Below are 15,171 nucleotides of genomic sequence, written 5' to 3' on the forward strand. Positions count from 1 at the left end.
GATGGCTAAGGCAAGAGGCGGTCTGGGTCGCGGTCTGAATGCACTGATACCGGGGGCAATTCCTGCTCGTGAGGTGGAAGAAACAAAACCATCCCTCGACGATGAAAACGAGGAGTCCCTTAGTGCTGCTCCGATTTCTGACACTCCACCTGAAACTGCCTTGAGCAAATTGTCGGAAGTTCGCAAAATCGGTCTATTAACTGTACCGATTACTAGTATTGCGCCTAACCCATACCAGCCCCGTAAAAAAATTGATCCGGATGTGTTGGAAGAACTGGCAAATTCAATTCGGGTTCATGGTTTGGTGCAACCTCCGGTGGTAAGTTATAACCCCGATTACGACCCAAACAATCATGGGGAAGAGCCTGCAACAGTTGCTGACGGGGTTAAGAAAGAATATCGCGCCCGTTACCTGTTGATTGCCGGAGAGCGTCGCTGGCAGGCTGCAAAACTGATTGGGCTTACCACTATTCCGGTTGTAGTCAAAGAAACAACCCCGTTACAGATGCTGGAACTGGCAATAGTTGAGAATATCCAGCGTGCCGACTTGAACCCACTTGAAGAGGCATACGCCTACCGCCAACTAGTAGATGAATTTCGTCTCACTCAAGAACAGGTGTCGGAGAAAGTTGGTAAAAGTCGCACGGCTGTTACCAATTCGCTACGCTTGCTAGATTTGCCTAAAGAGATTCTTGATGCATTGAGTGATAATCTGTTCACCGAAGGTCATGCCCGTGCCTTGCTAATGGCAAAAGATAATCGCGACAGGTTGCGCTTAATGAACCTGATTATCGAGAAAGCTATGAGCGTGCGCCAAACCGAGGAAACAGCTCGTCGGATGAATACAGCCCACGCTGCCCGTGCCTATAACGATGAGGCTGAGCCTGAAATGCGCCAGAAACAACGCATTTCCGAGCTTGAAACCAGTTCTCTTGAGCAAAAATTCCGAGATGCGCTTAGCATGCAGGTCGAATTAACCCGCAGCAAGCGAGGGGGTAAATTGGTGGTTCAATTCTATAGTGAAGAAGAACTTGAATGGCTTTACCGGCGTATAACCGGTGAAGATTTTGGCATATAATCGATGTCACAAACTATCTTAACTGCGTCTCCTGATTTTATCAGTACTGCCCTTGAAGAACTGTGTGAAGCCGATCCTGCCCTTACAGTTGAAAAGCTACTTGGCGACGGTGTTTCACTGGTATCCGGTCCTATGGACTTTGAAACCCTCTCTACGCGCTTGCAAAAGCTTGAGCCGGTATTCTTAAGACATATCTGCCCTGTTTGGCTGATTCATAAAATGCGCGAGCGGGAAGAATTAGCTGCCCTTACCCAAGTTTTGGTAGAGTTGCCCGCTACCGCCCGTTTACTATCTCAGGGAGTTTCCTTTTCGGTACAGGCGCGCTTTTTAGGCGAAGACCCGCAGCATGTTTTAACCGCTTACGCCATTAAAGAGGACATATCCCAAAGCATAATAACCAAATTTGGAGCGGTTGAGAATATCAAAACGCCCGACGTAGTGGTTTCGGTGGCGGTTTACGAAGCTACTGCTTATGTTGGGATTTCAAAGGTAAGCCAGAACTTGAGCGATTGGGCAGGTGGGATGCGCCGTTTCGCCCGTGAGTCGCAACAAATCAGCCGCGCCGAGTTTAAATTGCTGGAAGCTATGGATATTTTCGGGCTAAAACTGCCGGAGTCGGGTAGTGCGCTTGACCTTGGAGCTGCGCCGGGTGGTTGGACGCGCCTTTTGCTCAAAAACGGGTTACAGGTAGTAGCGGTTGACCCGGCAGAATTAGACCCACGTCTGAACTCCTATACAAACCTACGCCATTTTCGAGGGCATGCTGCCGATTACCTGCGTTTGGCGCAAAAGCAGCGACGACGCTTTGACATAATTTTAAGCGATATGCGCGTAGATGCGCGCGTTACTGCCGAGCTTATGGGGCAATTTGCCAACCTATTACCGCCTAGAGGTCATGGACTGGCAACTCTCAAACTGCCTTTCGCTTCGCCCGAACTTGACCCGGTATTGCACATGCGCCAATCGCTAACCCTGTTGCGCCAAAGTTTCCGCCTCGTCCAAGCAAAGCATCTGTTCCACAATCGACAGGAAGTCACCGTTTTTCTGGAGAAATAAAAAATCGCCACTTCTGGCGAATCGCTGCTTGTATGCGCTGATTTAGCACAGGCACGCCCGATTCTATCGGACGTACCTGCGCTCATTACAACTTTGTGGAAAAGTTGCGTTTTACTCCATGATCCATTTATCGGTGTCGCGCTCGTAGCTTACCAATTCTTCGGGTTTGAAGAAAAGATTGATTTCTATCGCAGCGTTCTCCGGGGAGTCAGAACCATGTACTAGGTTGCGCCCAATTTCTACTGCCAAATCACCACGAATTGTACCTAGAGGGGCAGATACCGGGTTGGTGGAACCCATAGTGTTGCGGACGACTTCAATCGCTTTTTTGCCTTCGAGGACTGCTACCACTACCGGGCTGCTGGTAATGTATTTTACCAACCCCTCGAAGAAGGGCTTACCCTGATGGATTCCGTAGTGTTTATTGGCAAGTTCAGTTGAAATGTGCATCAACTTCATACCGACAAATTTTAAGCCGCGTTGCTCGAAGCGTTTGATAATTTCACCGGTCAAGCCGCGCTGTACACCATCAGGTTTAACAATAATCAGGGTTCGTTCGAGGCTCACTTGTTTAATTCTCCTTATATTGCAAAACTCAAGCCATAAAACAGCCCAAAAGCGGAACTTGGCTCCGCGTTTGGGCTACTTCAACTATTTTACAAAAGCTATATAAGGATAATACTTTTTTGGCAAAAGGGCAAACACGCTATTCCTGAAAATCGTCTCGCGCTCTGCGTGCGGCTTTTGCCATCGCCAGTCGCACTTCGCCTACATTGTAGGGGGGTTGGCAAATGACGACCAATACCAAATCTCCTGCTTCGCGCATTTGCAATGAGCCTTCTGCCGCGCCTACGATTGCATCATTTAGCTTGCCAATACCCAGCCTTTCAGTGGTACGTGCTACTGTATCGAAGGTGCTGGCTGCCATCGCACCTAAAATTTCAGCGTCTTCTTCTTCTATCATGAGGCTCTGAACTACCAAACCATCTTTTCCAACAAGGAGACCGCCAATAACTCCGTCAAGTTTAACCAATTCCTCAAAATACTTAGCCATTGCCTCTCCTTACCGCCGCGTTTCTCGGCGACAGCATTTTATGTAAGTGTTGCCGACGTAAGCTTTATTTTTTTGGACCTATAGCTTTGCTATATTCGCTCAGTGCCCAGTGATAATGTCCTTGCTTCATATATGCATCACCTAGAACACGATGGTAACGTGGCAATTCAGTGGATTGGGACGACATTTCTTGCAACTTAGCCACTATATTGTCGAGGGCGCTTTTATCTGCCAGCTTTATTGAAGTAGCGTAATATTCGAGAGCTTGTTTGTACTCTTTTTGCTGCATATAAGCGATACCAAGCTCAAAATTGGCAGAAAAATCACGCGGGTTGTTCTGTAGACGCTTCAGGTAATCTGATAAATCTGCTACGGGTGCCGGTTCTGCGGCAATTAATTCAGTTTCCTTCACCTGTAGCGTTTCAGGCTCAACCGGAGTAGCAGCCTCTTGCGTTTCCTGTATTTCTACAGGTATAGGCTGAGTTTCTGCCAGTGTTGCTGGCTCATGCAATGGCTTGTATTCTTCAACCGCCGCATGCTCTGTTTCTGGAAGATGCGGTAAGGCTTCTGCATAAGATTCTTCCACTGGCGACTCACTATGCTCAGGTGTGAAGTCAGTTAGAATGTTCTCAGCCTCGGGTTGCCTCGCCAATCCGAAATCGAAGTCAGGCAGTTCTTCCTCAAGATTTGCGGTAGGTACTTGCTCTGGTATTGTGATACCAAAGACTTTAGAAGCTTCATCAAACGACATTAAATTACCGGCAGTTTGTGGCTTTTCCGGTTCAGGATGGAACATCGCCAACCCCTCATCGGTATGTTGTTGCAAAAACTCCGGTTCATTGAAAAAGTCACCCAATAAGTCTAACTCGGCGGGCTTCTGTTCCTGCGCTTTTACTTCAGGTTCAGCAAACAGATTATCAAAGCTAAACTGCTCGGTTGGCTCTGGTTCACTATAGGAAGCGGGAATTTCTTCAGCCTTTGGTTCTTGTGCTTTTACTTCAGGTTCAGCAAACAGATTATCAAAGCTAAACGGTTCGGCTGGCTCTGGTTCTACGTAGAAGGTGGGCGTTTCTTCAATTGCCGATTCTTGCACCTTTTCAGCAGGTTCAGTAAACAGGCTATCAAAGTTGAATGGTTCGGCTGGCTCTGATTCAGCATAGGAAGCGGGAATTTCTTCGGCTGCTGGTTCTTGCGATTTTGCTTCAGGTTCAGCAAACAGATTATCAAAGCTGAACGGTTCGACTGGTTCAAAAGCGGGAATTTCTTCGGCTGCTGGTTCTTGCACCTTTTCAACAGTTTCAGTAAACAGGCTATCAAAGTTGAACGGTTCGGCTGGCTCTGGCTCAACATAGAAGGTGGGCGCTTCTTCGGCTGTAAGGAATGGAGCAAAACTAAAATCGCTTTCCGCTTTACTATCAAAAGGTTCAGCGGCAATCGGCTCGAATGGTTTTGTTTCCTCATCGAAACTAAGCGGGAACAATTCTTCTTCAGCTACCGGAGCAACCTCTTCAGTAAGAGGTTCGTCTGGTTTAAAGCTGAACGGCACGGCTTCTTTGGGCAGTTCTTGCGTTTTAAAGGTAGCAGGCGCAAATTCATTTAGGTCAAAATTATCGAAATGCAACTCTCCGAGATCAAAAGCCTCTTGCTCAACCTGTGTTTCGGCAACACCTTCGGTAAAGGCGGTTTGCATTTCGGCTTCAAGCTCTGGTTTAAAAACTGGAATCGCTTCTTCTCCAAATGGATTGGCTTGATTAGCCGCAGTTGTGAAGCTTTCAGCGATACCACTTTGCTCAGCTAATGCCGTTTCCTCTGTTTCGCCCGTTGCTGCCATTCGCTCGACTTCTTCAAATGATGGGAAAATATCGAACTCTTGCGCTACAGGTTCTTCCTGCTTAACCGATTCAGTCGGAATCTGCCCTTGCTCTTCAAGTTGGCGACGGCGGGCTGCCATTCGTTCGAACATCGAACCGCTTGCCTTCGCTTCTTCGGCTTCAGATTCTAATTCTGAGGATTTTCTCTTGCGATTTTCCAGCCAACTAAAGCGGCGCAACGGTCGTTCTTGTCCGGGTTCTACTTCCGGTTCAGGTTCACGCGGACGACGTGTAGTAGAAGGCATAAAAGGTTCGGGTTGATAATCGTTCAATTCGGGACGCAAGGCTGATTTACCTTTACCCAAACCGGGTATTGATTCGAATCCTTCTAGCGAGAATGGTTCAAGCTCCAATCCTTCCAAGTCATCTAAAGATGACTCATCAGTGAATGGGCGTTGGTGCTGTGGGTTAGAGGAAAGCCCGCCAAAACCGGGTATTCCGGTTGGGGAGTTGTCCAGAGAAGCGGCGGATGATAAATCATTCAGTTTCATTCCGCTCATATCTTGGAAGCCTTGCGATTTTAATGCTCCGGGAGGGCTACCCGCTTGGGAGTTGGGTAATTCTTCCTCAAAGGTGAATGGTTCTAGGTCATCCAGATTCTCTCCACTTTCAAAAGGTGACATTGGTGGAGTGAAACCGCGTGGCGCTCCAAAAGGACTGGTCGCCGGGGGTTGGTTGAATTGAATCGGTGGTGGAACCTGCGCTTGCGGCTTCTGGATTTTTTCGACCGCTTCTTCAAAAGGATTGAAAGGTATCAAATCCTCCATATCCCCAAAACCGGAAGGTGGGGTGAAAGCTGTAGGTGGCTGCACCGAGGTAGGTTGAACCGGTGGTTTGGTGGGCGCATTTGCTTGGGCTCCAAATCCGGGAGTTGGCGGTTGCCCGGTAATATCTTCAAAAGAGAATGGGATAAGATCATCATCATTAAAAGGTGAAATCGAGGCGGCAGGCTTGTCAAAATCCATATCATTCGGGGTAAATGCCTGCAACGGTTGGTTATTAAAGGTCGGTAGTGGCGCTTGTGGCGCTGTCGGTGGTGGTGGTGGCGTTTGCATAACCGGACCACCAAAAACTCCCGATTCTTCGAGCGAGAATGGCTGTAGTTCATCCAACCCAAAATCACCGGCGGGTGGATTGAATGAAGCACTAGGATTTACTTGACCTTCCATAGTGCTATCTACCCAATTGGGAAGATCGCTAGGAGGCATACTACTGCCTAAATCCATCATATTTGGACGGGCGGTTGTACTCTGGCGATTTGCGCCGGGGTTTAGCCAATCGGGAAGGTCACCACCGCCAAGCGTATCATCGCGAGGGCGCACGCGGGCAGGTGAGGTAGACACATCAACAATCGGAGGGTTTTCTTGTTGCGCGCCAAACTTTTCGGCTTCTTCTTCATTCATTGCAAAAGGTCGTAGATAATCCGGAAGTTCTTCTCGTTCCCAATCAAATAAATCGATTTCTTCTTCCGGTTTGCCTTTTTTGATAGGCATTTCCTCAATCTCCTTGCTAGCTGAGGAAGCTACACTATTTTCGGTTTGTAATACTTCCTCTTCCAACACGCCGGTGGGTGGAATAATTGTACTTTCGGCTAGTTCATTGGCGGCATAGGCAGGTTCTGGACCACGCTCATCACGCAGATGGAAGGCATGCTCCTGAATTTTACCGGGAGTATCAGTTTCAGCCGGAACAGCCCATTCTTCAGCAATAACTTCAACTACTTCTTCTTTTTCATTAACCGTTGCTTGTATCTGCTGCTCTACAAATAGATTCTCAAGGTATGAATTATCATATGGAGTCTCTTGTTGGTCAGGGTTGGTTGCAGCTGGTTGCTCAAAATTGCTCAGTTCATCATCAAGCTCAAAATCAAACCCTAAATCTGGCTGTTCTTGGAAAGATTCGTTAGATGTTGCCAGATTTGCAGCCAGATTTGGCGCTGGGGTAAAATCTTCTTCATCAAACAGGTCAAATAATTCGTTAGAAGTACTAACTTCCTCTTGATTGCCCGATTCAGCAATAGGGATATTTACGCCTGCTGGATAAGCTGAAGCCCCAAAATCTGTTACTTCTAAATCTTCCTGCTCTTCTTGCTCGGAATCGAAACTAAAAGGTTGTAGCCCCACAAGTTCTTCGTCAGGTACTTTCGGCGCAACAGAGGTTTGCGAAGGGGCAAGGGTTGCAGCATGCGGTATATCTATATCATCAAAGAAACTATCGAAGGAACTATCTTCATCACCTCGCCTGATTTTTTCAAGCTCGGCGATTGCTTCAGCTTCTTCCTGTGCTTTATTTTCCTGCTCTACAACTGCTTCGCTCTCGGCTAGCAAACGCTCAAACCAGTCATTTTCCCCGGAAAGCTCTTTAAGGGTGCTTTTTTCCTCTTCATCGGGGTTTACGCCTTTCAAGCCAAGTTGTAGGTCGGTTGCAGTATCGGCGGTAACCCATGCAGGTAAAAGAGGCTGATTTTCTTTTTCGGCTTCGAGTTTTGACCAGTCTGGCGGTGGCAATTGCGCAGCCCCTAACATTCCCAGATAATTTAAGGCTCCATCCGAAGCGGCAGGGTCTTCAAAGAGGCGTTCAGCTACTAGATACAACGGGTCAAGCGCTTGCGCTTTTTCCAGATAAGTGGCGGCTCTTTCCTCGCGACGGCGCACTCCATAAATATGCCACAAAATCAGGTTGCATTTGATCAGGTAGGGTTGTTCTTCCAGCAGTTCGCGGCAAAGTTGCTCTGCTCGGTAGTAATCGCGATTGCGCCAATAGGCTTCTGCCAACCCGGTTTGAATATCTAGGCGGTTGGGGGTTTCGCGAAGGATTGAGAGAAACTCGTCAATCGCTTGGCTGAAAAAACCATCGCGGATACGCTGATGAGCCAACCCGGCTTTGGTAAGTCGCAAGCGCGGACGATCCATGCCTTGATGTTCGCGGTATAGGCGTAGTAGCTCCACCCGCAATTGTTCTATATTGGGGTCAAGCTCTAGCGCACGCTCATAATAAACGATGGCGTTGTCGATATCGCCTCGTTCATACGCGATAAAACCTCTATCTACATAGCCAAGCACGTCATGTGGGTCTGCTGCTAGAACGTAGGTGAACAGTTTATCCGCTTCGTCTAATAGACGTTTCTCGGTATAAGCTTCACCTAGTTCGCGTGTAGCTTCAAGACAACGAGGGTAATAACGGAAAACATGCTGGCATAACAAAACTGCCTTATCAGGCTCCCCATTCTCCATGAGTTGCTTAGCCTGATTAATAATTTCATCGAGTTTAACTCGTTCGCCCGCCATTGGAGTTATCCCTGCAAATTTAATTGTGTCCCATTATTTACATAAAATTAGTTATGTAGCGTAATTATAAGGTAAACAATATAGAATGGCAATACTTTAGTCGGAAAAATTTATTGGGAACCCATGGGGTTGATAATATCGCGGGCGTGTTTGAGCAAAATTTCGATGCGGCGCGAGTCAACCTGCTTGCTTTGTAGGTATTTTTCAAGCAGTTGAAGTGGCGTTAATTCTTCTACTTCCAATCCGGCGAGGCGAGTCCTGCGTGGTTTATCTACTTCACGACTGATAGCAGCAACTAGGTAAACTTTCATTTCATGCAAGACGCGCCTTATTTCATCTTCGCGCACTTGCCCTTCCTGTTCCGGTCGCAATTTGATTTTAACTCGAACGATTGCCTCGTTCAAGCCGTTTTCCCAACGAATAGCTTCGCGCTGTAGCGCTTGTATAATCGCGGTAGTGGGATTTACCAGCCCATCACTTTCAACCTGCTTTATATCCAGTTCCAGCGTGTGAAAAGGGCGCGTCCGGTGGTCGGCATTGAATGACCAAACCGTGTTGCGTGAGGCAAGCCCACCGCCCGGATCATTAATATCCACAATTACGAAGCCTTTATCTTCTTTTTCTTCTCCAAAATCTATTCGTTCGATACTGCCGGGATAAACAATCGAAACACCATCCACTTCAAAATGCTGGTGCTTGTGGATATGCCCAACCGCTACGTAATCAAAGCGAGCGGCGCTAAGCATACTTTTCTGGATTACCAAATCTTGACCTAACATTATAGAACGCTCGCTACTCCAAACTGACCCGGCGATGGTGGCATGTGCTGCCAGCACTGCCGGTATTTGTGGATCGAGCTTGGTGATAAAGGCGTTTAAGGCGTTGGTAATCTTTACGGTCATTAATTCATTTAGCTCATCCATACTTTTGCCGCGATATTCTTCTCTGGCAATTAATCCGGCGCGGGTAACCCATGGGAGTGCTACTACCTGAAGTGGTCCACTTTTGGTTTGGATAACGGTCAGCCCGATTTCGCGCGCAACATACACATTGGGCACATACAAGGTCTGAAAAATTTCAATAGCATGGGCGCGATTGCTCATGCTTGGCAAGTCATGGTTTCCGGTCAAGAGATAAACCGGAATTCCGTTTGAGGCAAGACGCTGAATTCGTTTGGCAAATTCGCGTTGCACGGTAGGGTTGGGGTCGCGACTTTTATAGGCATCGCCCGTGAACAAAACTGCATCCACGCCCATTTCCATTGCCGCTTCGATGGCACGGTCAAAGGCGTACATGAAATCGAGTAGGCGCGTAGGGTAGCCCGTTTGCGGGTCTACCCTCGAATAGGTTTCGATGCCAAAATGTATGTCAGAGATATGCAGGAGGCGCATTTAATTTTACCGCTACTGGAGCGCTCCATCGAGTAATTTTATAGCTGCTTCGTACAGATCCAATTCGTGCTGCTCAATCCGTTCAAGCAACTCGTTCAGACCACCGGGCGCATTTTCGGATTTTAGCAACCGCGTCAATATTTCCTCGCTTATACGTGCGATCATCTCATCACGCAGGCGAAGTTTTTCGCGCTTGCCGTATTCACCGCTGGTTTTCAAATAAGCTAGATGGGCTTCCGCTTGATCTACCAGTTCGCAAATACCAGAACCTTCCGCCGCTATGGTTTTAAGAACAGGTATTTCCCAGTTGCGCTTTTTGGGAGCGAGACTCATCATTGCACGTAGGTGCAATTGCAAGCGTTCGACCCCCTCGCGATCAGCTTTATTAATTACAATCAGGTCGGCAATTTCCAGCACACCAGCCTTGATTGCCTGAATATCATCGCCCATGCCCGGTACTTCTACCAATATTGTGGTGTGCGCTGCTTTGGCAATATCAACTTCATCTTGCCCGACACCGACAGTTTCAAGGATGATGATTTCTTTGCCGAAAGCGTCCATCGCTCGCACCACATCGCTGGTGGCAGAAGCCAATCCGCCCAATTGCCCGCGTGTTGCCATGCTACGAATAAATACTTCCTTATCGTTGTAATTTTCGAGCATGCGAATGCGATCGCCCAATACTGCGCCTCCGGTTAGGGTGCTGGTAGGGTCTATCGCTATCACTCCCACCGAGTAGTTGCGCTTTCGGAATTCCTTGATTAGCTGATTGGTCAAGGTGCTTTTACCTGCACCGGGTGCGCCGGTAATTCCGATGATATGGGCGCGCCCGGTTAGCGGGTAAAGTTGTTTAAGAAGCATGGAGGCTTCGGTAGTACGGTTCTCCACGATGGTGATGGCGCGGGCAAGGGCGCGCCGATCACCTCCCTTACCACGTTCTACTAATCCCAGAATTGCTGGAGTAGGTTGCGGGATCGAACTTGAAGACATTTAGCTTTTTTCACTCCCGGTAGCCGCGCTTGCCGTTGGGCGCACGTTCTGGCGTATGAAGTTGGCGGTTTCTTCAATGGTAGTGCCGGGACCAAAAACAGCTTGTATGCCCAGCTTTTTGATTTCTTCCACTTCTTCCGGTGGAATGATGCCTCCGGCGAACACCAGTACATCTTCCATATTATTTTCAGCTAGCAACTTCATGACGCGCGGAAACAGGACAGTATGAGCGCCGCTGAGAATACTCAATCCAATGGCATCAACATCTTCTTGGAGCGCTGCTTCTAGTATCATTTCTGGGGTCTGGTGCAACCCGGTATAGATTACTTCCATACCGGCATCTCGTAAGCCGCGTGTTACTACCTTCGCACCCCGATCATGCCCATCTAAACCGGGTTTTGCGATTAATACTCTGATTTTGTGTTGTACTTCATTCTGCTGGGTCATAGCATTTCCCTTTCTCAGCATCCGCATTGATTGTAGAATGGTGCCGAATAATGTTAAATTTTATCATGCCTATCAACTCGCTTCAAATTGAACTGGCTAGAGCAGTTTGACTAGCTGACTTTGCTTCTTTATCATTACTATACCGCACTATATTCTCTAATTTGACCTATATTTAGGGGAATCGATTAATCAAATGCAAGAAGATGCAAAATCTGAAGATTTAAAAGAATCCGAACCCCGGATTCTTCCGCCGTCCAAACTGGATTATAAATCGTTACCTCGCCTTCTAAAATTACAAATAATGGTTAGCGGGGTATTTCTGTTTGTAGTCGCCTTTTTTCTGGGGATTATTTTTACTATTTTTATGCAGAACACCCCTTTCGATGACGGGTTTTTGAACCTGATTCAAAAACCAATCCTAAGCGCTAGTAATATCCCTACCGATGCCCATCGCCAATGGCTGAATTTAAGCCAGACTTTTACGCTAATTGACCGTTATTATTACGAGCGTGATAAAATCAAGCATAAGGATATGACCTATGCGGCGGCTCAAGCGGTAGCTAATTCGTTAGGTGATCCCTTTACCCAATTCGTGCCACCCGAACGTAGCGCCGAACTGAGCCAAAACCTATCGGGGCAACAAGTCGGGGTCGGTATTATTACCCAATATAACCAAGATAAATCAATTACAATAAAAGAGGTATTTGAGGGTACTCCTGCCGAGAAAGCGGGCTTAAAGGAAGGCGATATTTTCCTTAAAGTGGCTGGACAAGAGTTAACGCAGACAGGTGACTCCAACAAAGACCTAACACAGTTATCAACTTTGCTGCGAGGCGATAAAGGTTCAAAAGTAACGGTTACTTTACGCCGCCCTTCTGAAAATAATCGTGAACTGGATATTGAAATTATCCGCGATTCGTTTATCCGTCCCTCTGTTACTGTAAAATTACTGCCGGATAAAATCGGTTATATCAATGTTTCAGTGTTTGGCTCTAATACTGTTAAGGAATTTGACCAGAAGGTGAAACGTCTTACCGACGCTGGCGCTATCGGCTTGGTGTTGGACTTGCGCAACAATGGGGGCGGGTTAGTAGATACTGCTAAAGATTTGTTAGCACGTTTTATGAATGGTGGTGTGGCATACTATGCCGATATCCCTTCCGAGAATGAAAAATTTCGTACCGAAAATGTAGCCGAAAATAAAAGTGGTTTGGCATTGTATGATATCCCGCTGACGGTGTTGGTCAACAAGGATTCTGCCAGCGCCAGCGAGATTACTGCCGGTGCGCTGCGTGACCGAAACCGCGCTCCCCTAATCGGACAACGCACTTATGGCAAAGGTGTAGCACAATATGTAGTGCCGCTCTTTGATGGTTCAACTGCCCGTATTACATTTGAAAAATGGTACACTCCTGCTAAAATTGATATTTCTAAGCAGGGCTTGCAACCTAATATCGTTGTAAATCAGACTCAGGATGACATTACTGCCGGACGCGACCCACAATTGGATCGCGCCGTGAAGTTTTTATTAGATAAAGAACAGATACCACCCCTTTAGCAGACAGGAGTGCAAATGGCAGCAGGATTTGTTGGTCGTGCCTTTGGAGAACTTCGGCGCGCCTCGCTTTTCGACAAAATTTTGATAGTATTTTATGTATTTGTACCACTCGCTTTTGTAGCACGCTTTGCCGACTTGTCCCCTTTCGCCACTTTCTTCATCTCTGCTTTGGCAATCGTGCCACTTGCCAAGCTACTGGGAGAGGCTACCGAATCAATTGCCTCCAAAATAGGCGCAACTCTGGGTGGTTTACTCAATGCTACTTTTGGAAACGCGGTGGAATTAATTATTTCCATTATTGCGCTTTCAAAGGGCATACCGGAGGTTGTAAAGGCTTCGATTACAGGTTCAATCATCGGTAACATACTATTTGTATTAGGCTTGTCGATGTTTTTAGGGGGACTAGGTTACAAAAGCCAACGCTTTAACCGCTATATTGCCAGTTCTTCGGCTAGCCAAATGACCCTAGCCTGTATTGCGCTAATCGTGCCTTCAGTATTTGTAGCCACTTCGGGGCAAACTGCTAATCTGCCTTCACTGGTTGAAAACCTAAGCTTGCTGGTGTCGGTTATTTTACTCGTATCCTATGCTGCGCAACTTTTCTTTACCTTACGTACTCACAGCAAAGAAACTGCCGATGAAGAATTGCCGGAGGGTTTGCAGGAATATGAAAATGAGCTAGCTAAAGCCGATGAGGTTATACATGGTTCAGCGTGGGGTGTGCGCCGTTCGTTGATTACACTGGTGTTAGCTACCGTCATTATTGGGTTGGTATCCGAAACGCTGGTGGGGAGTATAGAGCCACTAACCAAAGAACTAGGCTGGACAGAGCTATTTGTGGGGGTAATTCTGGTGGCGATTATCGGTAATGCTGCCGAACACCTTACTGCCGTTACAGTAGCGATGAAGAATAAGATGACGCTGGCGTTAAGTATCTCAATCGGTAGCGCGGCGCAGATTGCTCTTTTTGTAGCTCCGGTACTGGTGTTTGTAGGCTTTTTTATGGGCGGCAATAGCCAACTTGATCTTTATTTCGGAGAGTTTGAGTTGATCGCGATTGTAGTCTCGGTGGTAATTATGAATCTGGTTACACAGGATAACGAAAGTAACTGGTTTGAAGGCGTACAATTGCTGGCGGCATATGCCATTCTGGGAATCGCCTTTTATCTGCACCCGCCTGTTGTTTTCCCAACCCTGAAATAGGCATTGCCTATTAAGAATCCTTGTCAAATTTTACTTGAAAAGGGTTATTGTCGGGTCTTGCATATTAGGTGATAATTTGACATAATTATATTATAAATATCTAGAAATCTTATAAATCCTGCTAAGTTAAGGACTGAATACTTGATTAAAGGGAGGCTGACGGATGGCGGCGTTACGCGACGTGTTAAACAAGTTTAAAGCGGTAAAAGACGTAGAGATGGCGGCAATAGTCAGCTTGGATGGCATGCAGTTGGACAGCTTTAGCAAGGGTAATTTGGATGTCGATTCCATCTGTGCCATCGCTACTACCGGTTTACAAATGAGTGTGGCGCTCGGTCATGAAACGGAACGTGGCGATGCCAAACAGACTGTACTGGAGTATTCGGGCGGTGCAATAGTGCTAGAGCCTTTGACTGAAGAAACTATGATGCTGGTGGTCTCTAGCGATCCCAATAGCATTGGCAAGATACGATATTTAGGTAAAAAATACCGTCAATTATTAATCGATGCCCTAGGTGAATAAATTAATTGACTATTGGTTTTACAAATACTATATTGTATAATCAACTCTGAAGCTCCGGGTGCTTTTTTACGCCTTGGTAAAGCACGCCTTAAATTATCCTTATAGTATTATTCAGCTATTACCAACCTGACAAGCCTATTAGGATAGTTTGGTCCTAAAATTGCCGCAAGCTGTAGCACAACTCCCGCCTGGCATAACGGGAATTGACAGGAGAAATTATGGATCCTCAACTAACTAGCATAATAGTTTCTCAGACTGAAACCTCCAATATTGAGGAATGCCTTGAGCGTCTTGTGGCTGAAACTGGAGCGAACTATTCGATGTTGCTCGACAAGAGCGGGCAAGTTATCGCTTCTCAAGGTGATACCGATCGCCAAGATATAACGGCGTTAGGCGCGTTGTTAGCAGGTACATTTGCCAGCAGCCGGGAAGTAGCGCGTTTATTAAAAGAAAAAGACTTTAGGGTATTATTCCAGCAGGGCGTTCGTGAGAATATTTTTACCGAACTGATTCAGGAACAATGGATGCTGGTAGTTATGTTTGATAAGCGCACCCATATAGGTTTGGTAAAAGTGTTAAGCAAACGTGCCACTGATGAGCTTGGGGCTGTTTTGGAAAGAGTAAAGGTTGAGAGCCGCGCAAAAGATGCTGTAATTAGCACCAGTTTCCGCACCAGCGTGGAAGATACAATTGATCTACTCTTTAAGGACTAA

The 15,171-nt window shown here is 46.9% G+C and carries 12 protein-coding genes; 6 read left to right on the plus strand and 6 right to left on the minus strand.

The features are described from left to right. Position 1: 1 nt before the first annotated feature. Positions 2–1,078 carry a ParB/RepB/Spo0J family partition protein gene (locus OZ401_RS00430; protein WP_341468734.1) on the plus strand — a complete coding sequence of 359 codons (1,077 nt, stop codon included), beginning with the start codon at positions 2–4 and terminating at the stop codon, positions 1,076–1,078. A 3-nt stretch (positions 1,079–1,081) separates the two neighbouring features. Beyond that, on the plus strand, positions 1,082–2,134 hold the full coding sequence (locus OZ401_RS00435) for an SAM-dependent methyltransferase (RefSeq protein ID WP_341468735.1): 1,053 nt from the start codon (positions 1,082–1,084) through the stop codon (positions 2,132–2,134). Positions 2,135–2,245: 111 nt separating this feature from the next. Here OZ401_RS00435 and ndk read toward each other — a convergent pair whose 3' ends face one another. The 6 genes from ndk to OZ401_RS00465 all read right to left on the minus strand — a co-directional run bounded on the left by ndk (position 2,246) and on the right by OZ401_RS00465 (position 11,174). Then, positions 2,246–2,701, minus strand: a complete 456-nt coding sequence (ndk, locus tag OZ401_RS00440) for a nucleoside-diphosphate kinase (protein WP_341468736.1) — start codon at positions 2,699–2,701, stop codon at positions 2,246–2,248. A 139-nt stretch (positions 2,702–2,840) separates the two neighbouring features. Further along, positions 2,841–3,188 carry a roadblock/LC7 domain-containing protein gene (locus OZ401_RS00445; protein ID WP_341468737.1) on the minus strand — a complete coding sequence of 116 codons (348 nt, stop codon included), beginning with the start codon at positions 3,186–3,188 and terminating at the stop codon, positions 2,841–2,843. Positions 3,189–3,252: 64 nt separating this feature from the next. Next, entirely contained in the window at positions 3,253–8,346 is a 5,094-nt protein-coding gene (locus tag OZ401_RS00450; RefSeq protein ID WP_341468738.1) for a tetratricopeptide repeat protein, read from the minus strand. Positions 8,347–8,456: 110 nt separating this feature from the next. Further along, positions 8,457–9,737 carry a metallophosphoesterase family protein gene (locus OZ401_RS00455; RefSeq protein WP_341468739.1) on the minus strand — a complete coding sequence of 427 codons (1,281 nt, stop codon included), beginning with the start codon at positions 9,735–9,737 and terminating at the stop codon, positions 8,457–8,459. A gap of 12 nt (positions 9,738–9,749) precedes the next feature. Beyond that, entirely contained in the window at positions 9,750–10,727 is a 978-nt protein-coding gene (gene meaB, locus OZ401_RS00460) for a methylmalonyl Co-A mutase-associated GTPase MeaB (RefSeq protein ID WP_341468740.1), read from the minus strand. Further along, on the minus strand, positions 10,728–11,174 hold the full coding sequence (locus OZ401_RS00465) for a cobalamin B12-binding domain-containing protein (protein WP_341468741.1): 447 nt from the start codon (positions 11,172–11,174) through the stop codon (positions 10,728–10,730). It lies immediately after the preceding gene. A gap of 193 nt (positions 11,175–11,367) precedes the next feature. Between OZ401_RS00465 and OZ401_RS00470 the strand changes: the two genes are divergently transcribed. The 4 genes from OZ401_RS00470 (at position 11,368) to OZ401_RS00485 (ending at position 15,171) form a co-directional block, all read left to right on the plus strand. Beyond that, positions 11,368–12,732, plus strand: coding sequence for a S41 family peptidase (locus OZ401_RS00470; RefSeq protein ID WP_341468742.1), 1,365 nt, complete (start codon positions 11,368–11,370; stop codon positions 12,730–12,732). 15 nt (positions 12,733–12,747) lie between these two features. Beyond that, positions 12,748–13,935, plus strand: coding sequence for a calcium/proton exchanger (gene cax / locus OZ401_RS00475; protein ID WP_341468743.1), 1,188 nt, complete (start codon positions 12,748–12,750; stop codon positions 13,933–13,935). Positions 13,936–14,116: 181 nt separating this feature from the next. Next, complete coding sequence (locus OZ401_RS00480) at positions 14,117–14,458, plus strand: roadblock/LC7 domain-containing protein (protein WP_341468744.1); 342 nt, start codon at positions 14,117–14,119, stop codon at positions 14,456–14,458. Between the two features lie 218 nt (positions 14,459–14,676). Further along, entirely contained in the window at positions 14,677–15,171 is a 495-nt protein-coding gene (locus OZ401_RS00485) for a roadblock/LC7 domain-containing protein (RefSeq protein ID WP_341468745.1), read from the plus strand.

It is taken from the genome of Candidatus Chlorohelix allophototropha (genome assembly GCF_030389965.1).
Lineage (GTDB): Bacteria > Chloroflexota > Chloroflexia > Chloroheliales > Chloroheliaceae > Chlorohelix > Chlorohelix allophototropha.